This is a genomic window from Chitinophaga niabensis (assembly GCF_900129465.1).
GTDB classification, from domain to species: domain Bacteria; phylum Bacteroidota; class Bacteroidia; order Chitinophagales; family Chitinophagaceae; genus Chitinophaga; species Chitinophaga niabensis.
The window spans coordinates 114,713-136,654 of sequence record NZ_FSRA01000001.1 but is presented as its reverse complement, the minus strand read 5'-3'; the positions used below and the strand labels follow the sequence as shown (position 1 = coordinate 136,654).

The following is a 21,942-nucleotide window of genomic DNA, read 5'->3' as shown; positions in this document are numbered from 1 at the left end:
CCTTACTTCACTTCTTCAAATTCTGCATCTGTTACGGTATCACCGGCAGCACCTTGCTGACCAGCACCACCTTGTTGTGCCCCTGCCTGTGCTCCACCATCAGCGCCTGGCTGACCTTGTGTAGCTTTGTACATTTCTTCAGAAGCAGCTGTCCATGCATTGTTCAATTCTGCAGTGGTAGCATCGATCTGTGCCAGGTCCTGCGTTTTCACGGCTTCGCGTACTTTCTCCAGTGCGGATTCGATAGGCGCTTTCTTCTCAGCAGGAATTTTATCGCCGTATTCTTTCAGTTGTTTTTCTGTCTGGAATACTAAGCTTTCTGCCTGGTTCACTTTTTCGATCTTCTCACGTGCCAGTTTATCTTCAGACTCATTGGCTTTCGCTTCTGCTTTCATCTTTTCAATCTCTTCCTTGCTCAAACCGCTACCTGCTTCGATACGGATATTCTGAGATTTACCAGTGCCCTGATCTTTAGCTGTTACATGGAGGATACCGTTGGCATCAATGTCAAAGATCACTTCGATCTTAGGCACACCACGTTGTGCAGGTGGCAGATCGTTCAGGATGAATTTACCCAACGTTCTGTTCTGAGAAGCTAAAGGCCTTTCACCCTGCAGTACATGGATCTCTACGCTTGGCTGGTTATCAGCAGCGGTGGAGAATACCTCGCTCTTCTTGGTAGGAATGGTAGTGTTGGATTCGATCAGTTTGGTGAACACACCACCCATGGTTTCGATACCGAGGGACAATGGTGTAACGTCCAGCAACAATACATCCTTCACTTCACCGGTGAGTACACCACCCTGGATAGCAGCACCAATGGCTACAACTTCATCCGGGTTCACGCCTCTGTTCGGCTTTTTACCAAAGAATTTCTCTACTACTTCCTGGATCTTTGGAATACGGGTAGAACCACCAACGAGGATCACTTCATCGATCCTGGAAAGGTCCAGACCGGAATCGGCCAGGGCTTTCTTACATGGTTCCAGCGTTCTTTGGATCAGGCTATCGCTCAGCTGTTCAAATTTAGCGCGGGTAAGTTTCTTTACCAGGTGTTTAGGTACACCGTCTACTGCAGTGATGTATGGCAGGTTGATCTCCGTTTCCTGGGAAGAAGACAATTCAATCTTCGCTTTCTCGGAAGCTTCTTTCAAACGTTGCCAGCTCATTGGATCTTTATGCAGATCCACTGCTTCGTCTTTCTTGAATTCATCTGCCAGCCAGTCCATGATCACTTTATCAAAGTCGTCACCACCCAGGTGCGTATCACCGTTGGTAGATTTTACTTCGAATACCCCATCACCGAGTTCGAGGATAGAGATATCGAAAGTACCACCACCAAGGTCAAACACGGCGATCATGCTGTCGTTGTGTTTCTTATCCAAACCGTAAGCCAATGCAGCTGCGGTAGGTTCGTTGATGATCCTGCGAACGGTAAGACCGGCAATTTCACCGGCTTCCTTCGTTGCCTGGCGTTGCGCGTCGTTGAAGTACGCTGGAACAGTAATAACAGCTTCTGTTACTTCCTGGCCCAGATAATCTTCCGCAGTTTTCTTCATTTTTTGCAGGATCATGGCAGAGATCTCCTGCGGAGTGTATAATCTGCCGTCTATATCAATACGTGTAGTGTTGTTATCGCCTTTTGTCACTTTGTAACTCACGTGATTCAGTTCGCTGGATACTTCATCGTAATGGCGACCCATAAAACGCTTCACAGACATGATAGTGTTAATAGGATTAGTGATGGCCTGGCGTTTAGCCGGATCACCTACTTTCCTTTCGCCGTTCTTTAAAAATGCAACAACGGAAGGCGTTGTACGGCGGCCTTCATCGTTGGCAATAACTACCGGTTCGTTACCTTCCATTACGGCAACGCAAGAGTTGGTAGTTCCTAAGTCAATACCTATGATTTTTCCCATAATAATTAATGTTCTCCTTTGTGAAACAGTGTGGCCCGGACTGTTTCCGGACCTTGACCATGGTTAGTCAATGATTATGCCAAGCCAGCTTTTATGCAATTATGTCAGTTTTTCTGGCCAGATCTTGTATATCAATAAAAACTATGTCTTTTTGGTAGAACACAGTGGCGCAAAATTTGTTTTCCATGGGTATCACTAACCGTAATCATATGAAAAAAATCAAATGGGTCGTTTACTTGTTGACCGTATTACCCCTCGCAAGCATGGCGCAGACCCCGTCAACCACCTCAGAAACCGCGGAGGTCACACCATCCTCCGGCGGCGTTTTTGGCGGAAGTAAGAACTTCCGGACTTTTTCCATAGGTATTAATGGCGGTGTATTGATACCTTCTGTTGCTACCGGCGGCAGCAATGATTTCTCCAAATGGCAGGTCAATTATGGCTATGGCGCCTACCTTAAATGGCAATTACTGCACTTCCTCGCCCTCCGGGGGGACTTTGTAGCGGGTAAGCTAAAGGCAGACAACAGCCGTGAATTGGGTAATGGCCAGGCACCAAACAGTCCTTACGCATCGTTCGAAACGTCCCTTAAATGGTCCGGTAGTTTAAATGCCGTTTTCAATTTAGCCACTATTAACTGGCTGCACAAACAAAGCGCCGCTACACTGTATGTATCTGTAGGTGGCGGTTTGGCAGGTTATAACCCGAAAGTGACCACGCCGGGTGGTGTTACCACCGAATACAAACCCAGCGGTGTTATCAAAGAGTTCTTTGTACCTGTCGGGGCCGGGTTGAAGTTCAAACTCTCGGAAGGTGTGAACCTCGATCTCGGCTATACGATGCATTACCTGGATGGGGATAACCTGGACGGCTATAACAAAGCGCCTTCCAAGGATAAATATGCCTATGGTTATGCAGGGCTGGAATTCAGCCTGGGTAGCCGCAGCAAACCGCAACTGCAATGGCATAATGCCCCTGCAGTAATGTATGATCAGCTGGAAGCTTCCCGCAATCAACTGAAGCTGGAACTGGACGCAGAGAAGGAAAACAACGCCAAACTGGCTGCCAGTGTAGCTAAGCTGCAGGCAGACAGTGATGGTGACGGTGTTTCTGACCTCTTTGATAAATGCCCGAACACCCCTGCCGGCGATAAGGTAGACGGTTCCGGTTGCCCGCTGCCTAAGCCAGACACCGTGAAACCGGAAGTAAAAGTGATCATTACGGAAGACGACCGCCGCCTGGTAAGGGAAGCGATTGCCAACCTGGAATTTGCTACCGGCAAGGCCGATATCAAACCAAGTTCCTTTGCTTCACTGGATAGAGTGGCAGACCTTATCAAACGTAAGAACCTGAGCCTGAAACTGGCAGGTCACACAGATAATGTAGGTAAAGATGCCAGCAACATGATCCTGTCTAAGAACAGGGCGGAATCCGTGAAAGCCTATCTCGTTGGCAAGGGCGTGAACCCAAGCCGGATAGAAGCTACCGGATACGGTGAAACACAGCCGATTGCGACCAATAAAACAGCCGCAGGACGCCAGCAGAACCGCCGTGTTGAGTTCACTATCTATTGATAATCTGACAGTTTTACATGTCATCATACCAAAGGGTGCCGATATAAGTTCGGCACCCTTTTTTGCGGCATACTATTTGCCAAAAGACAGCCTGCTAACTATAACATATTATGAAAAAATTTGCTTTTCTGGCATTATTTGGGGGGCTGTTCACCCAAGCCAGCGCACAAGAGATCTCTTTTGGCGCAAAAGGCGGCCTGAACGTCGCTAAAGTTACCAACACCATCTTCGGGGACGAAAGCACCCGGGCTTCTGTTTATCTTGGCGGTTTTGCCCGTGTAGGTCTGAATGAGAGCTGGAGCATTCAGCCGGAACTGCTGTATTCCGGCCAAGGATTCAAATACGATGTTCCCATCCTGGGAGAATACAAGGTACGCCTGAACTACATCAACCTGCCCGTGATGGTACAGTACCACCTCATTCCTGAATTCTACCTGGAAGCAGGCCCGCAACTGGGCTTTATGGTAGCTGCCAAAAACAAACACGGTAAAACAACCGTGGATATTAAAGACCAGACGAATGGTGTAGACTTTGGACTGGGTTTTGGCCTGGGGTATGACTTTGACTTTGGTTTAGGGATCGGCGCCCGGTATAATTTCGGATTAACGGATGTGTTTGAATCAGATGAGAGCCAGAAGAATTCTGTTGCGCAGTTCGGATTGTATTACACTTTCGGGAAATTAAAAAAATAACGATTGTTGAAACAGCAGCATTTAGTGCTGCTGTTTTTATTTACAGCTGTAACGTTTTCTAAATCCTCTCCGTTTCAATAGGTATATAAACCTGCTATATGAAAAAAGTACTGCTGTTCAGCTGTATGCTATGCCTGTCCATCCCCGCCCCTGCCCAGAAAAAGGTATTCAATTTTGGTATCAAAGGCGGATTAAACCACACCTGGCTTTCTGATAATTACGCTTCCAATACACATCGCAACTCCTTTCACCTGGGTGCCCTGATCCATCTGAGATTAAATGACAGCTGGCGTTTGCAGCCGGAAGTATATTTTTCTGCCCAGGGAGAACAGGAGGAGAACAATAACTACCTTGTATTTCCTGTACTCCTGCAATACCGGTTCAAACAGCGCTTCTTTGTGGAAGCAGGGCCGCAGCTTGCCGCACTGGTGAACCGCCACGCAAAACCTTTTGAGATAAAATCTGAAGATCCTTACAGGGATAACAATACTAATGTTTTTGATGTGGCGCTGGCGTTTGGTGCAGGGTATAAATTCACGCGGCATGTATCCGCTTATGTAAGGTTCAACCAGGGAGTTACAACCATACGTGCCTCTTCACTGGCTAAGAAGGATTTCAATGAAGTATTACAACTGGGTGTGAACTACCTGTTCTAAGCCAATCCCAGCAATGGCATGAAAGTGCGTTCTTCAAAGATGTGATCCGCCACTTCCTTCAGCTTATCGTGTTCCGTATTAAAAGCAATACCAATACCGGCTTTGCGGACCATGCAGATATCATTCATTCCATCTCCTATAGCCAGGATATTTTGCATTTCTATGGCATAATGACTACGAACGTGCTGCATCATGTTACATTTGCAGTAATCATGGTTACAGTCATTATCCGGCAGCTTTAAAAAATCAGCGGGAATACTTACAACGCCGGTAGCGATATCATCCTGGAACTCCAGCACATTGGCGCAGGAGAAATGCATGCCCAGCTGGTCCTTTACATAATTAGTGATACAGGTGTAACTGTCGCTGATGATGCCGCATACATATCCTTTTTCTTTTAATTCCTTTATCACACTCACAGCATCCTCCACTAACGGGATCGATCGTACGACTGCTATCAGTTCTTCCCGGGTCCTGCCTTTCAGCAATTGTGCGATCTTTTGGGTGCGTACTACATCTGAATAACCGGCCTGTACAATAGCCCGCAATTCCGGCATAAATCCCAGCTGATCAGCAGCCGTGTAAATAAAACTTTTGTGGAGAAGGGTATTGTCCATATCAAAAATGGCCATCTTCCCGAACGGTTGTGTGTCTGTAATAGTTGTAGTCAACATGGTTCCTGTTTACGGGTTCACAAATCCAGGTATCGCAAAGTTACGCAAAATTGCCCTGCCATCCGGGAGCAGGCTGTTAAATTAGGTTTAATAAAACTACCTTTGCTGTCTAAATTTGCATTAACATTTTTCAGAATGAGTGTAGTTACTGCTATCAAAAATGCCGCAGCAGCGGCCATCCAGGCACTATATCAGCAGAATTTCACTGCTGACGATGTGTCCGTTAACACAACCAAGCCAGAATTCGAAGGGGAATATACTGTTGTCGTATTTTCATTCACAAAGTTCAGCCGCCTGAAACCGGAAGAAACCGGCAAGCAGCTGGGCGAATACCTTTTAGCCAACAATCCTGCGCTTTTTGCGGGCTTTAACGTGGTGAAAGGTTTCCTCAATCTCCAGATCCAGGACCAATACTGGATCCGGTATCTGCAAAATGCACATGGTAATAAGGCGGTTGGCCAGAAGCCTGCCAATGGCCGCAAAGTGATGGTGGAATATTCTTCTCCCAACACCAATAAACCTTTACACCTGGGGCACCTGCGTAATAACTTCCTCGGCTACTCCGTAGCAGAGATCTATAAAGCGAACGGGTTTGAAGTGATCAAAGCCAACCTGGTGAATGACCGTGGTATCCACATCTGCAAATCCATGCTTGCATGGCAGTTGTTTGCACATGGCGACACACCTGAAACTACCGGTATCAAAGGAGATCACCTGGTAGGTGATTACTATGTACATTTTGAAAAGATCCTGCGCGATCAGGCAGAGCCGATCATTTCCCGCGTGCTGGAAGGTAACCTGAAAGATTTTGAAGGCGCAGAAAAAGATAAGATAGAAAAGCTGCACAATGCCACACATAAACCGGAAGTGCAGGCAGATAAAGAGAAGCTGGCTAAAGTACAGGATGAGATCAAAGAACTGAGCCGTAATAAAACAGAGATCATGCAGCAGGCTAAGATCATGCTGCAGCAATGGGAAGCGGGCAACCCGGAAGTACGCGCACTCTGGGCTACCATGAATGGATGGGTGTACGAAGGTTTTAATAAAACCTACAAACGCCTCGGCATTGATTTCGACAAAATGTATTACGAAAGCAATACCTACCTTCTTGGGAAAGACCTGGTGGAAGAAGGGTTGCGGAAAGGTGTGCTGTTCCGTAAAGAAGATAACTCCGTTTGGATAGACCTTACGGCAGACGGGCTGGATGAGAAATTACTGCTCCGCGGAGACGGTACATCCGTATACATGACGCAGGACTTAGGTACTGCACGTTTGAAGTACGATGACTACCAGATGGAAGAAAGCCTGTACGTGGTAGCGGATGAACAGAACTATCATTTCAAGGTATTGAAACTGATCTTACAGAAGCTGCAGGAACCTTGTGCAGATGGCATTTACCACCTCTCCTACGGCATGGTGGAATTACCGCATGGCCGCATGAAAAGCAGGGAAGGCACAGTAGTGGATGCAGACGATCTGATAGAGGAAATGGTGAAAACCGCCGCTACCCAAACGGAAGAACTAGGTAAAACGAAAGGTTTTTCTGAAGAAGAATTACGCGAGTTGTATGAAACCATCGGTTTGGGCGCCATGAAATTCTTCCTGCTGAAAGTAGATCCTAAAAAGAAAATGGTGTTCAACCCCGAAGAGTCTATCGACCTTCACGGTTTCACCGGCCCTTTCATACAATACAGCTATGCGCGTATCCAGTCTATCCTGCGTGAATTCAGCACGGCAGACCTGGAAAGCCTGACAGCTTACACGCATAACGACTCATTGCTGCCCATGGAAAAAGAACTGATCATGTTATGTGAACAGTTCGATACTATCCTGCTGGAAGCACAAAAGGAAATGAGCCCGGCTGTGATTGCCAATTATGCATTTTTACTGGCGCAAACGTTCAATTCCTTTTATGCTAAAAAGGAGCAGGGTAAATATATTTACTCTGTAAGAGATGCAGAAAATGAGGATAAGAAGAAGCTGCGTCTGCAGATGGCCACCCTTACGGCGAACACCATCAAACAAAGTTTGAAGTTCATGGGTATTGCGGTACCGGAGCGGATGTAATGATCACCGCTCCCCTAAGGTTAAAGCCTGATCGCAGATGGCCTGCCCGCGGGCAATCTCACCGGAACAGATATACGATTTCCCCAGCATGAACATGGCAAAGCCGTTCAATGGCTGCTGCAGGAGGATGTTATTCCATTGTGTGATAGCGTTCTTAAATTCCTGTTTCTTATAATAGGCATTGGCGAGGTTCGTCATTACCTGAACGTCTTTAGGTCTTAATGCTAAAGCAGAGAGCAGGTTACGTATGGCATCATCATAAGCGGCCTGTTTAAGGTGGGCCATACCCAGGTTTAAATAAAGATCTGCGTCAACGGGGCGCCCTAACCTGGCTGCCTGCTCAAATGCCCCCGCGGCGGTTTTGTAGTTTTCCATATTGAAATTCATCATTCCCAGTTCGTAATATACATCCGGTGAGCTACTGTCTCCCTGCAGTGATAACTCGTAATAACGGATGCTTTGTTTATAATCTTCCTGCTGGGCGTACAACCGCGCTACCTGGCAGAGCAAGTCTGCCTTCCGCGGTTCTTCCTTACAGGCGTTTTCCAGCGCAGGGATAGCTTCTGCCGGATGATCGAGGTAAGAATAACTTAACCCGATGATCCTGTGCATATTGCGGCAGCCCTGTTGTTGCGCGCGGTAAGCATAGGTCAGTGCATCCTCATACGCTTTTTGCTCGTAAAAGATGCCCGCCAGCGTTTCCAGCGCAGCCGGATGTTCAGGAGACCTTTCCAGTAAAATGAGTAATTGTTGTTTAGCCGGCTCCGGCTGCTGCTGCAGGCGGTAGATCCCGGCCAGTTCTATATATGCCGCCGCAAAAGCACCATCAACCGCGATAGCAGCCATAAAACGCTGTTGCGCTTCGTCCAGCCGGCCATCCTTCTTGAGCTGCAATCCCTCCTTATATAATTTCCTGGCACGGTTATCACCGGACGGTGATCCCGCAAAGGCTGGCACAATAATAAACATAGCCAGCACAAAGGTGCATAGGTGTAGGATACGGTATAGGAACATATAAAAAAGCACTTTACGCGCTTTGACAAATATAAATAAAGATTAATTTATAAAGAAAAATATTTCATGTCATCCGAGGAAAAGGAAAGGGGCAATAACTGGAGGGCATCCCCGATCACGATCACCTTTCCGGTAAGGCCGGACAGGATCAGCCTGATGGGAGCCTTGAAGCGCTGCTGATATTCCGCCAGGGTTTGCCGGCATAGCCCGCAGGGGCTGATGGGCCGGGAACTGTCTCCCTGCTCATTATGATAACTGACGGCGATGGTTTGCACCGGTACTTCCGGATATTGGGAAGAAGCGGCCGAAAGCCCTGTTCTTTCCGCACAGATCCCTACCGGGTAGGAAGCATTCTCCTGGTTGGTACCTATCACCTGTTTGCCGTTGGCTAACTGCAATACCGCTCCTACCCTGAAATGAGAGTATGGAGCATAAGCGTGTTTGGTGGCTTCCCTGGCTGCACGCAGCAGGGCAGCATCGGCCGGGGATAGGGAAGAAATGTCCGTGTGTTCTTCAAATATGATCTGTTGGGATCTCAGTTCCATACATTGGGTTTAATTAAACAGGGAACAGCAAATGCCGGATTCCGAAGGTAATGCTTTTCGAAATTCAACGATGCTGTTCCCTGCTGGTTATTAACCTTTTGAGTGTAATTATCTGATGGTCCTGAACAGGCGGCTCCAGCGGATACCACCTTTACCATAGCTCATCCAGATGAGCCAGGCCTTCCCTACCACATGGTCCTCCGGAACAAATCCCCAATAACGGGAGTCCAGGGATTTATGGCGGTTATCCCCCATCATCCAGTAATAGTTCATTTTGAAGGTGTAGATATTAGTGGCCTTGCCATTGATAATAAACTGGCCACCTTTGGTTTCCAGGGTATTATTCTCATACACGGCAATGATGCGGCGGTATAACTCAATATTGCTGCTATCCAGTGATACGGTAGCACCTTTCTGGGGAATATAGATAGGGCCGAAGTTATCGATGGTGAATTTGAAATGCGCGGTATCCTGCGGCCAAACGCCATCTTCCGTGTTATCCAGGAACGGCTGGATGTTATTGCTCACGATGGGGAAAGCACCGATCTCTTTGGCTTCCGAAGGCGTAAGGTTATAACTCATCCTGCCTGCTACTTTCATTTCCGGTGTATTGTCCACTCCCATTTCTTCGAGGCGCATCGGGTTCAGGGTCTGATTCTCCGAAGTGGTTACATGGTAAAAACGCTGGCTGGCCGGCGGTGGTGTTTCAGGTCTGCCATTCACGATCACGATACCGTCTTTCACAGCCAGGGAATCTCCGGCAATACCTACACAACGTTTAATGTAGTTTTCGCGTTTATCTACCGGGCGGGAGGTTACCTGGAACTGTCTCCACACTTCGTCCCTGCCCATCCGGCGAACCAGCTCGTAATAGCTTTCGTCCTGATGCTCAAGGGCTACGGTATCTCCTTCAGGGAAGTTGAATACCACAACATCGTTCCTTTTGATATCACCAAAACCCGGCATGCGCCTGTACTTCCAGGAAACCGCTTCCGAATAGGCTTTGGTATATTTTGTTAGGGGAAGGGTATGATGTGTAAAGGGTACTGCTAATGGTGTCATGGGGATGCGGGGACCGTAACTAACTTTGCTGACGAACAGGAAATCATTCACCAGTAAGGTTTTTTCCATTGAAGGCGTAGGTATGGTATATGCTTCAAAAATGAAGGTGCGGATCAGCGTAGCCGCTATTACGGCGAATAAAGCTGCATCCAGCCATTCGCGTACCGCAGACTTTTTCTTCTTAGGCTGACCATCCTTCTTTCTCCAAAATGCCAGGTTCATTCGATATCGTTTAGTTAGTTGAAAGAACAAATATAATATTCTACCAATTGTAAGCTAGTTTTCCTTCGCAAAAGTTTTCATAAAAAAATCCCACGATAGTTCGGTAAAATCAACGCGCAGGTCAAACAGTTTATAGCTATTTTTGTTTAATTACTATACACGCTACATTGAACAGTTTCACCATAAAGGACCTGGAAAGCCTCACAGGCATCAAAGCGCACACCATCAGAATATGGGAGCAGCGCTATAATGTAATGCGGCCTAAACGGAAAGATACGAACCACCGGGTATATGACAACGGTGATCTTAAACATATCATGCGCATTGCGTACTTATATCGTCATGGCTACAAGATCTCCAAGATCGCCATGATGACGGATGAGCAGATCAAGCAACTGTCCCTGGAGGAAGGCGGTCAGAAAGGTTCGCACCTGCACCAGGTGTATATCAATCAGTTAGTGGAGGCCATGATCGATTTTGATCAGACCAAATTTGAAAAGATCTTCCATAACGTGTTGCTCCGGATGGGTTTTGAACAAACCATCCTCAAAGTGATCTACCCTTATATGGAGCGCATAGGCCTGCTCTGGCTGGTAGACTGCGTGATCCCTGCACAGGAGCACTTTGCCGCCAATATCATCCGTAAAAAACTGATGGTAGCCATAGACGGGCTGGACCTGCCCAAGGAAGGGGATGAAAAGTTCCTGCTCTTTCTCCCGGAAGGCGAGTTTCATGAGGTACCTCTCCTTTTCACCCATTACATGCTCAAGAAACATGGCTGCGCCGTGGTCAATTTCGGAGCCAATGTACCCCTGGAAGACCTTTCCTTCTACACGGAACGCAAACAGGTGGACCATATCTACACCCATATCATCTCTAATTTCCCGCAAAGAGCGCTGGATAATTTTGTGCGGGACCTGGGAAGGCTTTTCCCCGGCATCCCGGTTACGATCTCCGGCCCCCAGATTGTACGGATCACACCGCCCCTGCCGGACAATGTGACGCTTTTAATGTCTATGGAAGAAGTGCTGCAATATGTGCGTCGCAAGGTGGTCTTATAATTCCCTTTCCAGTATCCTGTTAATTTCCCTGGCGCGGTTCATCACCATAAAGTGGCCGCCTTTTATGATCGTGTGGGTAGGTTGAACAAATCTGCGCGGGAAAGGCCGGTCGTTACTCCCGTGAATATGTATGAGAGAAGGTGGCACCCATTCATTCTGCCAGCTCAGCACCGCGTTCAGTGCCCAGCGCATATAGAAGTGGTCTTTATTCTGACTGTACAGGTAATCCTGCAGCAACTGCCTTTCCTGTTCCGTGCTAGTTTGCATGAACAGCCGAACAATGAACTGGCGCTGGCCGAATACGAGTTTATCCGGCAGGTTTTTCAGCAGCCGTTTTGCCAGCTTGTTGTAATAAGGTGGCAGCTCCCGTTTGTGTTTGATGCTGGATAAAAGGATCACCTTTTCCACCGGTTGCTGACGGGCTATTTCTATGCTCATCATACCACCAAAGGAAAGGCCCAGCATTACGGGGTTGGGATGCAGGATGCGCCGCGCCATGCGGGCCGCATATTCTTCTATGGGCTCGTCGTGGCTCAGTGGTTTGATCCAGGGGAGAAAATGTGTTTCATAACCTTCCGGAAATTCCAGGTTTTGAAACACCCTTTCATCAGCCCCGAGTCCGCTGATCAGGTAAATGTGTTTGTTACTCATTGTCTTCCGCGGATTTGCGAATATCGTACCGCTCCATCTTGTTGTATAGGTGGCTACGCTGAATATCAAGCTCCTGGGCAGTTTTAGACACATTCCAGCCATTCTTGTTCAGCATAAATATTATGAAGATCTTTTCAACTTCATCACGGAAGGCATGCAGCCGGGTTAACACCAGCAGTTCATCATTCAGGTAGTGGCTTTTTTTTTCTCGTGATTGGGAATTACATAATTCTCCACATCATCCGCCGAAATGGTTTTCCCTGAAAGGATCACCAGCCTTTCCACCACATTCCGCAGCTCACGGATATTTCCCGTCCAGTTATGCTGCTGCAAAGCTTTCATTGCATCTTTATCCGCAGATTTACGTGCCATTCCATATTCCGCGCAAACAATGTCCAGGAAGTGATCTACCAGCAAAGGCACATCTTCTCTCCTGTCGTTCAGCGCGGGTACGTGAATGAGGATCACGCTGAGGCGGTGGTAGAGGTCAAGACGGAAATTCTTGTCTTCCACTTCCTTCAGCAGGTCTTTATTGGTAGCTGCCACCACACGTACATCCACACTGATCTCTTTATCTCCGCCTACGCGGGTGATCTTACCTTCCTGCAAAGCACGCAGCACTTTAGCCTGTGCGCTGAGGCTCATATCGCCGATCTCGTCCAGGAAAAGGGTACCGCCACTGGCCTGTTCAAACTTGCCGATGCGTTGTTTGATAGCAGAAGTAAAGGAGCCTTTTTCATGGCCGAATAATTCGCTTTCTATCAGTTCGCTGGGAATAGCAGCACAATTCACTTCCACCATCGGGCCACTGGCGCGGTTGCTGTACTCATGGATCCAGCGGGCTACCAGCTCCTTCCCTGCCCCGTTTTCCCCGGTAACCAGTACACGGGCATCGGTTGGTGCTACTTTATGGATGGTGTCTTTTATTTTGAGGATAGGACTGGACTCCCCGATCATTTCAGGTGTTTTGTTCACCTTTTTGCGCAGTGTTTTGGTTTCTGCCACCAGGGTGGTTTTATCCAGTGCATTCCGCAAGGTGATCAGCAGGCGGTTCAGGTCCGGCGGTTTGGAGATGTAATCGTACGCGCCTTTTTTTACGGCTTCCACCGCAGTATCTATATTACCGTGACCGGATACCATGATAATGGGAACATCCGGGTTGATCTCTTTTGCTTTTTCGAGGAATTCGAGGCCATCCATCTTCGGCATCTTGATGTCGCACAACACGGCATCATATGCTTTCTCCTTGTACATTTTGAAACCTTCAGCCCCATCGGCAGCTTCTTCGATCTTATATCCTTCATAGGACAGGATCTCGGAGAGCGTTTTACGGATACTTTTCTCGTCGTCTATAATCAATATATTGGCCATAGGTTGTCTAATATTTTAAACAGTCAGCGCCAAAAATAAGAAAAAGATGAAAGCCAGCTTCATCTTTCAGAATGATACAACAAAATACTCTCATTCAACCGCAGTAAAATAAATAATTACTTGCCAGCATTGACTTTAAGACGCAGAAGTCTACCAAATTTGTGTAATTTTATTCTCAGAAGGCACGTTATGACAGAACGTAGCAGGTAACTATTCAGCATTATGAAGCAATTATTGGAGCAACTCAAAAAGCGCCACCAGGCCGCTGCAGCAAACGCATATCCCTCATCCGAACAGGTATGGGCTTTTTGCAGGGACCTGGTGAACTGGTTATTCCCTGAACATACAGGGAGGGTGATGGACGATGCACAACTGGAACAGTATGCGCTTCAGCTAGAAGCGCAGCTCAGGGAACTGTTGCAGAACATGGGTTCCCGCCTGCCACAGGATGCGGCCACCACCAGCCGGCAGTTCATGGAACTGGTACCTGGCATTTACAGTGATCTCACAAAGGATGCGGAAGCTATCCTCCAGGGGGATCCTGCCGCTACCTGTCTCTACGAAGTGATACGTGCCTACCCGGGTTTCTATGCTATTGCCGCTTACCGCGTGGCACATGGCCTGCATAACCTGGACATCCCTTTATTACCAAGGGTGATCACAGAATTTGCACATGCCAAGACCGGCATTGATATACACCCGGCTGCTGTGATAGCACCTTACTTCTGCATAGACCATGGCAGTGGTGTGGTGATCGGTGAAACCACCGTGATCGGCCAGCACGTGAAGATCTACCAGGGCGTTACCCTCGGTGCGCTGAGCATTGATAAAACCATGGCCCAGAACAAACGCCATCCTACCATAGAAGACCATGTAGTGATCTATGCAGGGGCTACCATCCTGGGCGGAGATACCATCATAGGGCATCATAGCATTATTGGCGGGAACGTATGGCTGATCAAATCAACAGCGCCTTACTCCCGGATCTATTATAAAGCAGACGGCAGTATTAAAGTAGTTTAACATGACGAGATCAGTATTGGACTTAGTAGGTAACACCCCGATGGTGGCCTTGCAACGAATTCCCGAAAACCCGAACGTTACGATCTATGCCAAATTAGAAGGTAATAACCCCGGCGGCAGCGTGAAAGACAGGGCCGCTTATGGCATGATCAAAGGTGCGCTGGACCGTGGAGAGATCAAACCCGGCACCAAACTGATAGAAGCTACCAGCGGCAATACAGGCATAGCCCTGGCCATGATAGCCAGCCTCTTTTCAGTACCCATTGAACTGGTAATGCCCGAAGATGCTACCCGGGAAAGGGTATTATCCATGGAAGCCTTCGGCGCAAAAGTGATACTGACCCCCAAAGAGCAAAGCATGGAAGGCGCAATCGACTATGCACATGCGCAACTGGCCAAAGGCGGTTACCATATGCTGAACCAGTTTGCCAACCCTGACAACTATGGCATGCATTACCGCACTACCGGCCCGGAGATCTGGCGGGATACAGATGGCGGTGTTACCCACTTCGTTTCTGCGATGGGCACAACGGGCACCATTATGGGCGTAAGCAGGTTCTTAAAAGAAAAGAATAACAACATACAGATAGTAGGCTGCCAGCCTACGGAAGGCTCTAAAATACCCGGTATCCGCAAATGGCCGGAAGAATACCTGCCCAAGATCTTCGAAAGGCAGCGGATAGACAGAACGATGGATATTGCGGAAGAAGAAGCCCGGATCATGACTAACCGGCTGGCCCGGGAAGAAGCTGTTTTCTGCGGCATGAGCAGCGGAGGGGCTGTTGCGGCGGCGGTGAGGTTATCCAGGGAGCTGGAAAGCGGGGTGATCGTTTGTATTATCTGCGACCGGGGAGATCGCTACCTGAGTTCTGACCTGTTTGGTTGAGTTGATAACAGCAGCCCGGAGGTTAGCACTGAACCCGGATCTGTTTGATTGAGTTGACACCATTTAACTTCCTTATATAGTAAAGGCTGCCTTCGGGTGGCCTTTATCATACTATTTTAACCATTTTAGGAGTACAAGCTGAAGCATACACGAAGCGAAGGAGAACAGAAGGAGAAGCCTATGTGAAGGAATGTTAAAATAATATCAAAGGGTGTACCGGTAACCGGCACACCCTTTTTCTGTATATACAAATATACCTTATTTCTTCATGTACATCACTTCCTTCACCAGTTTCACTGTTCTTTCCACATCGGGGAGGTACAGTTTCACCAGGTTAGGTGCATAGTGCATAGGAGCATCTACGGCAGTGATCCTGCGGATAGGAGCATCCAGGTAGTCAAATCCTTCTTTCTGGATACGGTAAGAGATCTCAGAAGAGATACTGGCGAATGGCCATTGCTCTTCCACGATCACCAGGCGGTTTGTTTTCTTAACGGATTCCAGGATGGTGAACCAGTCCAGCGGGCGGATGGTACGAAGGTCTATCACCTCCGCTTCAATGCCTTCTTTAGCCAGTTCTTCCGCAGCGCCGAGCGCTACTTTCATCATTTTATTGAAGGAAACGATGGTAACATCTTTACCAGTGCGTTTGATATCTGCTTTACCGATAGGGATGATGTATTCTTCCTCAGGAACATCGCCCATATCGCCGTACATCTGCTCACTTTCCATGAAAACAACGGGATCCTCATCGCGGATAGCGGCTTTGAGGAGACCTTTTGCATCGTATGGGTTGGATACAGATATTACTTTAAGGCCGGGAATGTTTGCATAATAGCTTTCAAAGGCTGTGGAGTGCTGAGCGCCCAGTTGACCGGCAGAACCGTTAGGTCCGCGGAAAACGATAGGACAGCCCACCTGGCCGCCGCTCATAGCGAGCATTTTGGAGGCGGTATTGAGGATCTGGTCCAATGCCAGTACGGCAAAGTTCCAGGTCATGAATTCCAACACAGGGCGAAGGCCGTTCTGAGCGGCACCAACGCCAATAGCTGTAAAACCAAGCTCGGCAATAGGCGTGTCGATCACCCTACGTGGTCCAAACTCATCCAGCATTCCCTGGCTAACTTTATAAGCTCCGTTGTATTCTGCCACTTCCTCACCCATCAGGAATACCCGCTCATCGCGGCGCATTTCTTCCTGGAGGGCTTCTCTTAAGGCTTGTCTGAAGGCTATCTGACGCATTTGATTCTTTAAGTATTATTAGAACATTTTGCAAAAAGGCAGGGCAAAAATATCGTTTGTTTGCCAAAAAGCAAAGCATTTACATTTTCTCTATCACTACTGCACTGGCACCACCCCCTCCGTTACAGATACCCGCTACGCCATAGCGGCCATTTTCCTGCTGCAAAATGGAAGTTAAGGTGATCAGGATCCTTGCGCCGCTGCAGCCAATAGGATGCCCTAAAGCTACGGCGCCGCCCCAGACGTTCAATGTTTCCGGTTTAATGCCCAGGTCCCGCTCGTTGGCAAGGGCTACGCAGGAAAATGCTTCATTGATCTCAGAAAAGTCCATGTCTGCGATGGTCAGTCCTGCTTTGGCGAGCGCTTTATTGATCGCTTTCACGGGTGTGGTGGTGAACCATTCCGGGGCCTGGGAAGCGTCCGCGAAGCTCACGATCCGCGCCAAAGGCTTGAGTCCCAGTTCTTTCAGCTTCTCTCCGCTCACTAATACCACCGCTGCTGCTCCATCGTTGATATTGGAGGCGTTGGCTGCCGTTACTGTACCATCTTTCTGGAAAGTTGGCTTCAGGGTGGGGATCTTATCGAAGTTCACTTTTTTCACATCCTCATCTTCCGTAACAGTGATGGTTTGTTTGCCGGGAATTTCTACGGGTACTATTTCGTTCTTAAAATATCCTTTCTCTGTTGCCGCGGCGGCTCTTTTATAACTTTGGATAGCATAGGCATCCTGGTCTTCCCGGGTGATCTTGTACTCCGCCGCGCAAATTTCCGCGGCATTGCCCATGTGGAAGTCTTTATAGGGGTCCCAGAGCCCGTCCCTCAGGATACCATCAATTACAGCCCCATGCCCTAAACGGTACCCGCTGCGTGCTTTATCGAGATAGTAGGGAATATTGCTCATACTTTCCATGCCACCTGCTACCACTACATCATTGTCTCCCAGCATAATGCTTTGCGCGCCCAGCATAATGGCTTTCATACCGGAGGCACATACTTTGTTCACGGTGGTACAGGGAATGGTATTGGGAAGGCCGGCATAGAGGCTGGCCTGATTGGCAGGTGCCTGCCCTACATTTGCACTGATCACATTTCCCATATATACTTCCTGCACCTGTTCCGGCGCCACTTTTGCTCTTTCCAGCGCTGCCTTTATCACCGTAGCCCCCAATGTTGTGGCAGGCACTCCTGCCAAAGCCCCGTTGAAGCTACCTATCGGCGTTCTGGCTACGGATACAATAAATACCTCTTTCATTCTTTTGTTGTTTTGGTGAATCGTTTGGACAATCTCCAAATTTAAGGAATTGTGAGACGGGCGCCAAAAAGTGGTAAGGAGATTGAAATTGAAACAAGCATTTTATAAAACGCTATACATTCCTCTTCTCTCCCAAAATTAAAGTCACTTTTTTAGGGTAAATTTGCTGGGTTTTATCCCAGCAGCATTTCGGATGATTGAATAACCAATTCATTGCAGTCGGTTGGGTTTATATACAGCAGGTATTTTATAAACCTGCCGTACTTTTGAGGTTTTATTCATCTGTACTGGGGTATGACACAGCAGTTTACAAATCAATAACCGTTTCCCAATTTTGGGTTAAAACCAGCAAATATTCATTTAAGATTTGATCTCTCAGAATACCATACAACAGATCCTCAACCGGATAGACATCGTGGAGATCGTCGGCTCCTTTGTGAAGCTGAAGAAACGCGGTGCCAATTACCTTGGCCTCTGCCCTTTTCACAATGAAAAAAGCCCTTCCTTCACCGTTTCGGGCAGTAAGGAGATCTTTAAATGTTTCGGTTGCGGGAAAAGCGGAAATTCCATCAACTTCCTCATGGAGCACGAAAAGTACTCCTATGTGGAAGCATTACGCTGGCTGGCCCAGAAGTACAATGTAGAGATCGAAGAAAAAGAAGTAAGCCCGGAGGTAAAACTCCAGCAGCAACTGGCAGACAGTCTCTTTATCATCAACAACTTCGCCCGCGACTATTTCGTGAAAACGATGTTTGAAACGGAAGAAGGGCAGAATGTAGGGCTCAGTTATTTTGAAGAAAGAGGTTTTTCGGAAGAAACCGTGCGTAAGTTCCAGCTGGGTTACTGTCTTAATCAACGCGATGCTTTCGTAAAAGCAGCGCTTGGTAAAGGATACAATGCGGAGTATCTGCAGAAAACAGGGCTCGTGGCAATGCGGAATGAACAACTGGCAGATAACTATCGTGGCCGTGTGATCTTCCCCATTCACAACCAAAGCGGTAAAGTACTCGGCTTTGGCGCACGCATCCTGGTGAAATCAGACCGGGCGCCCAAATACATCAACTCTCCTGAGAACGACATCTATGTAAAAAGTAAAGTGCTGTATGGTACTTACTTTGCCCGTCATGCGATCGATAAGCTGGATGAATGCTTCCTCGTGGAAGGATATACGGATGTGGTTTCCCTTCACCAGGCAGGTATTGAGAACGTGGTGGCTTCCAGTGGTACTTCCCTTACTACGGACCAGCTCCGGTTGATAAAAAAATACACCAACAACCTCACCATTCTTTATGATGGTGATAATGCAGGTGTAAAAGCAGCACTCCGCGGACTGGACATGGCCATTGAAGAAGGCCTCAACGTAAAGCTTGCACTCATTCCTGATAAAGAAGACCCGGACAGCTATGTGCGCAAAGTAGGCGCCGAAGGTTTCCGGCAGTTCATTGCAGAAAATAAACAGGACTTCATCCTCTTCAAACTGCAGGTTTCTTTAAAAGAAGCAGGCAACGATACTACCAAAAAATCCCAGCTGGTAAATGAGATAGCGGAAACTATCGCGCGCATTGATAAGGTGGAAGATTTCACCAAACAGCAGGATTACATCCGCCAATGCAGCCAGTTATTGAAAATAGATGAAGAGGGCATGGTTACCCTCGTCAACAAATATATTCGTGACAGGCTTACCAAACAGGCCACGCAGCAGAGTAAGCAACAATCCTTCCAGGAGCAGGACAGTGACGGGCCTTCTCTCGCAGAGTTGTATCCTGAACACTTCCAGGATGAAGCGCCTTCTTCCGGTACTGAGAACCTTTTCAATAAAGATGAGAAACAGGAAAGGGAGCTGGTGAAGATACTTTTGCGTTTTGGTGATAAACCTTATCTCACCCTCAGTGAGGAGGAAGAAGAAAACCCCGATAACCTGGAAGGAAAACAAACAGTGGCAGATTACATCTTTCACCTCCCTTATGATTTTGAATCACTGGCGGATAGTGAAGTGGTGAAGAAGATCCTCCGTGAATACAAATCACAATACGATCAGGGTTCTCCGCTGGATAAAAAATGGTTCCTCTATCACCAGGATGCGGAGATAGCGCAGAACGTTGCGCAGATACTCGAAGATAAAGAAGCGGACCTCAGTGCCAACTGGAAGGACCGTTTTGAGATAAAGACGGTGTATGGTGATAATGCTTATCTTAAAGACACCCGTTCAACAACAAGTTATCTCATTCTCCGTAAGATCAAAAAACTGATCATTGAGAATCAGCAGGAAGGTGAAAGGGCGGAGAATTTTGCGGATCAGATGGCTTGCCTGGAAATGGCGGTGCATTTGAAGCAGATAGAGCGGGACCTTACATTGCAGTTGGGGATGGTGATCTTTAAGTAGAGCGTGCAATTTGAAAGTTAAACTTTCAAATTGTCACTTCCTCTCCCATACCTCAAAGGTATAAGGCATATTATTCTTCTCATCCGCTTCGTGTGGTTCACTTTGTTTTAGTTCCCACTCATCTTTATTTATCTCAGGGAAATATGCATCACCTTCTACCTGTGCATGTATGCGGGTGATATAGATGCGGTTTACTTTTGGAAAAGCCTGCAGGAAAATTTCTGTACCGCCTGTGATGAAGATCTCATTCACCTCCTGTTTCTCCGCTTCGGCAATAGCTTCATCAATAGAAGAAACTACAGTGATGCCCGGCTGGGTATAATCCTTCTGGCGCGTGATCACAATATTCTGTCTTCCTTTCAGGGGTTGGCCCATGGATTCAAAGGTCTTCCGGCCCATGATGATAGGCATCGCCCAGGTGGTGTTCTTGAAATATTGAAGGTCTGCGGGAAGATTCCAGGGTAAACGGTTTTGAATGCCGATCACATTGTTCTCTGAGGCCGCAACTATGATAGAAATAATGGGGCTTGCACTCATACTGCTACCGGGGCTTTGATATGTGGATGGAAGGTGTAGTTCTCGAGTTCGAAATCTTCAAACCTAAAACCATAAATGTCCTTCACTGCGGGGTTGATCTTCATCGTTGGTAAGGGATAGGGCTGGCGGGTAAGTTGCAGCGCGGCCTGTTCCATATGATTATTGTAAAGATGTACATCCCCGAAGCTGTGAACGAAATCACCAGGCTGCAGATCGCAGACCTGGGCCAGCATCATGGTGAGCAATGCGTAAGAGGCAATATTAAAAGGCACGCCTAAGAATACATCTGCACTGCGCTGGTATAACTGGCAGCTCAGCTTTCCGTCTGCTACGTAGAACTGGAAGAGGCAGTGGCATGGGCTGAGGGCCATATCAGGCAGATCTGCTACGTTCCAGGCGTTCACGATCAGGCGGCGGGAATCGGGGTTCTTTTTGATCTGGTTCACCACATCTGTGATCTGGTCGAAGGTTTTGCCATTGGCACCTTCCCAGCTGCGCCATTGTTTGCCGTATACAGGTCCCAGCTCTCCTTCTGCATTCGCCCATTCATCCCAGATCTTCACACCATGCTCCTGCAGGTACTTCACATTCGTGTCCCCTTTCAGGAACCATAACAGTTCGTATATGATAGATTTAAGGTGCAGCTTTTTAGTGGTGACCATCGGAAAACCTTCCTGAAGGTTGAAACGCATCTGGTAACCGAACAAACTGCGGGTACCGGTGCCTGTACGGTCTGTTTTATCGTTTCCTTTATCCAGGATATCTTGTAATAAGTTCAGGTATTGTTGCATGACCCTGCAAATTACTTTTTTTAGCTGAACAAAGCGTTCAGATTACACGAAGTAATAATATAAAATAAATCGATAAAAGAAACAAATCTACTTTACAGCAAATTTCAGTAATCTGCATAAATTGAGGAGACCATATCAGTGTTAAAGCAGACAATCATAAACCGCAAAACTAAATCAGAAAAACTAGATCAAAACAGCTTATAGAAAAAAGACCAAAACCCGGTTATCATCAGCCAAAATTATTTTGTGAGGTCAGCGAATTCAACAGCATGAATGGAGCACAGATTTATTAATTAACCCGGTCCAGTTACAACAAAACG

20 protein-coding genes are annotated in these 21,942 nt (G+C 47.5%); 8 read left to right on the top strand and 12 right to left on the bottom strand.

The annotated features are described in order from the left end of the window. Positions 1 to 2: 2 nt before the first annotated feature. Entirely contained in the window at positions 3 to 1,919 is a 1,917-nt protein-coding gene (gene dnaK, locus BUR42_RS00550) for a molecular chaperone DnaK (protein ID WP_074237211.1), read from the bottom strand. A 209-nt stretch (positions 1,920 to 2,128) separates the two neighbouring features. Here dnaK and BUR42_RS00545 point away from each other — a divergent pair, with 209 nt between their 5' ends. The 3 genes from BUR42_RS00545 (at position 2,129) to BUR42_RS00535 (ending at position 4,841) form a co-directional block, all read left to right on the top strand. Beyond that, positions 2,129 to 3,493: an OmpA family protein gene (locus tag BUR42_RS00545; RefSeq protein ID WP_074240360.1), complete on the top strand. Its 1,365-nt coding sequence runs from the start codon at positions 2,129 to 2,131 to the stop codon at positions 3,491 to 3,493. A 110-nt stretch (positions 3,494 to 3,603) separates the two neighbouring features. Continuing rightward, positions 3,604 to 4,185 (top strand): porin family protein, encoded by a 582-nt coding sequence (locus BUR42_RS00540; protein ID WP_074237209.1) that lies wholly within the window; start codon positions 3,604 to 3,606, stop codon positions 4,183 to 4,185. Positions 4,186 to 4,283: 98 nt separating this feature from the next. After that, positions 4,284 to 4,841 carry a porin family protein gene (locus BUR42_RS00535; protein ID WP_074237206.1) on the top strand — a complete coding sequence of 186 codons (558 nt, stop codon included), beginning with the start codon at positions 4,284 to 4,286 and terminating at the stop codon, positions 4,839 to 4,841. On the opposite strand, the gene BUR42_RS00530 is transcribed toward BUR42_RS00535, so the two are convergent. Next, on the bottom strand, positions 4,838 to 5,515 hold the full coding sequence (locus BUR42_RS00530) for an HAD family hydrolase (protein ID WP_074237205.1): 678 nt from the start codon (positions 5,513 to 5,515) through the stop codon (positions 4,838 to 4,840). The genes BUR42_RS00535 and BUR42_RS00530 overlap by 4 nt on opposite strands. A 135-nt stretch (positions 5,516 to 5,650) precedes the next feature. Here BUR42_RS00530 and BUR42_RS00525 point away from each other — a divergent pair, with 135 nt between their 5' ends. Further along, the gene (locus BUR42_RS00525) at positions 5,651 to 7,582 is read left to right on the top strand and encodes an arginine--tRNA ligase (RefSeq protein ID WP_074237203.1); all 1,932 of its coding nucleotides are present in this window, start codon (positions 5,651 to 5,653) and stop codon (positions 7,580 to 7,582) included. Between the two features lie 3 nt (positions 7,583 to 7,585). Here BUR42_RS00525 and BUR42_RS00520 read toward each other — a convergent pair whose 3' ends face one another. The 3 genes from BUR42_RS00520 to lepB form a co-directional block, all read right to left on the bottom strand. Beyond that, entirely contained in the window at positions 7,586 to 8,596 is a 1,011-nt protein-coding gene (locus BUR42_RS00520; RefSeq protein ID WP_084185242.1) for a tetratricopeptide repeat protein, read from the bottom strand. A 47-nt stretch (positions 8,597 to 8,643) separates the two neighbouring features. After that, positions 8,644 to 9,141 (bottom strand): cytidine deaminase, encoded by a 498-nt coding sequence (locus BUR42_RS00515; RefSeq protein ID WP_074237200.1) that lies wholly within the window; start codon positions 9,139 to 9,141, stop codon positions 8,644 to 8,646. Positions 9,142 to 9,249: 108 nt separating this feature from the next. Then, positions 9,250 to 10,425 carry a signal peptidase I gene (gene lepB, locus BUR42_RS00510; protein ID WP_074237198.1) on the bottom strand — a complete coding sequence of 392 codons (1,176 nt, stop codon included), beginning with the start codon at positions 10,423 to 10,425 and terminating at the stop codon, positions 9,250 to 9,252. Positions 10,426 to 10,592: 167 nt separating this feature from the next. On the opposite strand from lepB, the gene BUR42_RS00505 reads away from it, so the two are divergent. Next, the gene (locus BUR42_RS00505) at positions 10,593 to 11,486 is read left to right on the top strand and encodes a MerR family transcriptional regulator (RefSeq protein ID WP_074237197.1); all 894 of its coding nucleotides are present in this window, start codon (positions 10,593 to 10,595) and stop codon (positions 11,484 to 11,486) included. Here BUR42_RS00505 and BUR42_RS00500 read toward each other — a convergent pair. The 3 genes from BUR42_RS00500 to BUR42_RS00490 are packed head-to-tail and all read right to left on the bottom strand — an operon-like array spanning position 11,481 to position 13,508. Beyond that, complete coding sequence (locus BUR42_RS00500; protein WP_074237195.1) at positions 11,481 to 12,137, bottom strand: alpha/beta hydrolase; 657 nt, start codon at positions 12,135 to 12,137, stop codon at positions 11,481 to 11,483. The two genes, BUR42_RS00505 and BUR42_RS00500, sit on opposite strands and share 6 nt — an antisense overlap. Beyond that, positions 12,130 to 12,309 carry a helix-turn-helix domain-containing protein gene (locus BUR42_RS30135; protein WP_074237193.1) on the bottom strand — a complete coding sequence of 60 codons (180 nt, stop codon included), beginning with the start codon at positions 12,307 to 12,309 and terminating at the stop codon, positions 12,130 to 12,132. Before BUR42_RS30135 ends, BUR42_RS00500 begins: the two co-directional genes overlap by 8 nt. A gap of 14 nt (positions 12,310 to 12,323) precedes the next feature. Beyond that, positions 12,324 to 13,508: a sigma-54-dependent transcriptional regulator gene (locus BUR42_RS00490; RefSeq protein WP_074237191.1), complete on the bottom strand. Its 1,185-nt coding sequence runs from the start codon at positions 13,506 to 13,508 to the stop codon at positions 12,324 to 12,326. A 222-nt stretch (positions 13,509 to 13,730) separates the two neighbouring features. Between BUR42_RS00490 and BUR42_RS00485 the strand changes: the two genes are divergently transcribed. Together BUR42_RS00485 and cysM are read left to right on the top strand one after the other, a co-directional pair. Beyond that, on the top strand, positions 13,731 to 14,531 hold the full coding sequence (locus tag BUR42_RS00485) for a serine O-acetyltransferase (protein ID WP_084185238.1): 801 nt from the start codon (positions 13,731 to 13,733) through the stop codon (positions 14,529 to 14,531). A gap of 1 nt (position 14,532) precedes the next feature. Continuing rightward, positions 14,533 to 15,417, top strand: coding sequence for a cysteine synthase CysM (gene cysM, locus BUR42_RS00480; RefSeq protein ID WP_074237187.1), 885 nt, complete (start codon positions 14,533 to 14,535; stop codon positions 15,415 to 15,417). Between the two features lie 258 nt (positions 15,418 to 15,675). On the opposite strand, the gene BUR42_RS00475 is transcribed toward cysM, so the two are convergent. Next, positions 15,676 to 16,659: a pyruvate dehydrogenase complex E1 component subunit beta gene (locus BUR42_RS00475; protein ID WP_074237185.1), complete on the bottom strand. Its 984-nt coding sequence runs from the start codon at positions 16,657 to 16,659 to the stop codon at positions 15,676 to 15,678. Between the two features lie 79 nt (positions 16,660 to 16,738). Beyond that, on the bottom strand, positions 16,739 to 17,911 hold the full coding sequence (locus tag BUR42_RS00470) for an acetyl-CoA C-acyltransferase (protein WP_074237184.1): 1,173 nt from the start codon (positions 17,909 to 17,911) through the stop codon (positions 16,739 to 16,741). A gap of 367 nt (positions 17,912 to 18,278) precedes the next feature. Between BUR42_RS00470 and dnaG the strand changes: the two genes are divergently transcribed. Then, positions 18,279 to 20,294 (top strand): DNA primase, encoded by a 2,016-nt coding sequence (dnaG, locus tag BUR42_RS00465; RefSeq protein ID WP_074237182.1) that lies wholly within the window; start codon positions 18,279 to 18,281, stop codon positions 20,292 to 20,294. 33 nt (positions 20,295 to 20,327) lie between these two features. Here dnaG and folA read toward each other — a convergent pair whose 3' ends face one another. Both folA and BUR42_RS00455 read right to left on the bottom strand, forming a co-directional pair. Then, complete coding sequence (folA, locus tag BUR42_RS00460; RefSeq protein ID WP_074237180.1) at positions 20,328 to 20,831, bottom strand: type 3 dihydrofolate reductase; 504 nt, start codon at positions 20,829 to 20,831, stop codon at positions 20,328 to 20,330. Continuing rightward, positions 20,828 to 21,622 (bottom strand): thymidylate synthase, encoded by a 795-nt coding sequence (locus BUR42_RS00455; protein WP_074237178.1) that lies wholly within the window; start codon positions 21,620 to 21,622, stop codon positions 20,828 to 20,830. The genes folA and BUR42_RS00455 overlap by 4 nt, the downstream gene beginning before the upstream one ends. Positions 21,623 to 21,942 lie beyond the last annotated feature (320 nt).

Coding starts and splice junctions, on each gene's coding strand:
- BUR42_RS00545 (WP_074240360.1), top strand. CDS start 2,129: ATGAAAAAAATCAAATGGGTCGTTTACTTGTTGACCGTATTACCCCTC.
- BUR42_RS00525 (WP_074237203.1), top strand. CDS start 5,651: ATGAGTGTAGTTACTGCTATCAAAAATGCCGCAGCAGCGGCCATCCAG.
- BUR42_RS00475 (WP_074237185.1), bottom strand. CDS start 16,659: ATGCGTCAGATAGCCTTCAGACAAGCCTTAAGAGAAGCCCTCCAGGAA.
- BUR42_RS00470 (WP_074237184.1), bottom strand. CDS start 17,911: ATGAAAGAGGTATTTATTGTATCCGTAGCCAGAACGCCGATAGGTAGC.
- BUR42_RS00490 (WP_074237191.1), bottom strand. CDS start 13,508: ATGGCCAATATATTGATTATAGACGACGAGAAAAGTATCCGTAAAACG.
- dnaK (WP_074237211.1), bottom strand. CDS start 1,919: ATGGGAAAAATCATAGGTATTGACTTAGGAACTACCAACTCTTGCGTT.
- BUR42_RS00540 (WP_074237209.1), top strand. CDS start 3,604: ATGAAAAAATTTGCTTTTCTGGCATTATTTGGGGGGCTGTTCACCCAA.
- cysM (WP_074237187.1), top strand. CDS start 14,533: ATGACGAGATCAGTATTGGACTTAGTAGGTAACACCCCGATGGTGGCC.
- BUR42_RS00530 (WP_074237205.1), bottom strand. CDS start 5,515: ATGTTGACTACAACTATTACAGACACACAACCGTTCGGGAAGATGGCC.
- BUR42_RS00500 (WP_074237195.1), bottom strand. CDS start 12,137: ATGAGTAACAAACACATTTACCTGATCAGCGGACTCGGGGCTGATGAA.
- BUR42_RS00515 (WP_074237200.1), bottom strand. CDS start 9,141: ATGGAACTGAGATCCCAACAGATCATATTTGAAGAACACACGGACATT.
- BUR42_RS00535 (WP_074237206.1), top strand. CDS start 4,284: ATGAAAAAAGTACTGCTGTTCAGCTGTATGCTATGCCTGTCCATCCCC.
- BUR42_RS00455 (WP_074237178.1), bottom strand. CDS start 21,622: ATGCAACAATACCTGAACTTATTACAAGATATCCTGGATAAAGGAAAC.
- folA (WP_074237180.1), bottom strand. CDS start 20,831: ATGAGTGCAAGCCCCATTATTTCTATCATAGTTGCGGCCTCAGAGAAC.
- lepB (WP_074237198.1), bottom strand. CDS start 10,425: ATGAACCTGGCATTTTGGAGAAAGAAGGATGGTCAGCCTAAGAAGAAA.
- BUR42_RS00485 (WP_084185238.1), top strand. CDS start 13,731: ATGAAGCAATTATTGGAGCAACTCAAAAAGCGCCACCAGGCCGCTGCA.
- BUR42_RS00520 (WP_084185242.1), bottom strand. CDS start 8,596: ATGTTCCTATACCGTATCCTACACCTATGCACCTTTGTGCTGGCTATG.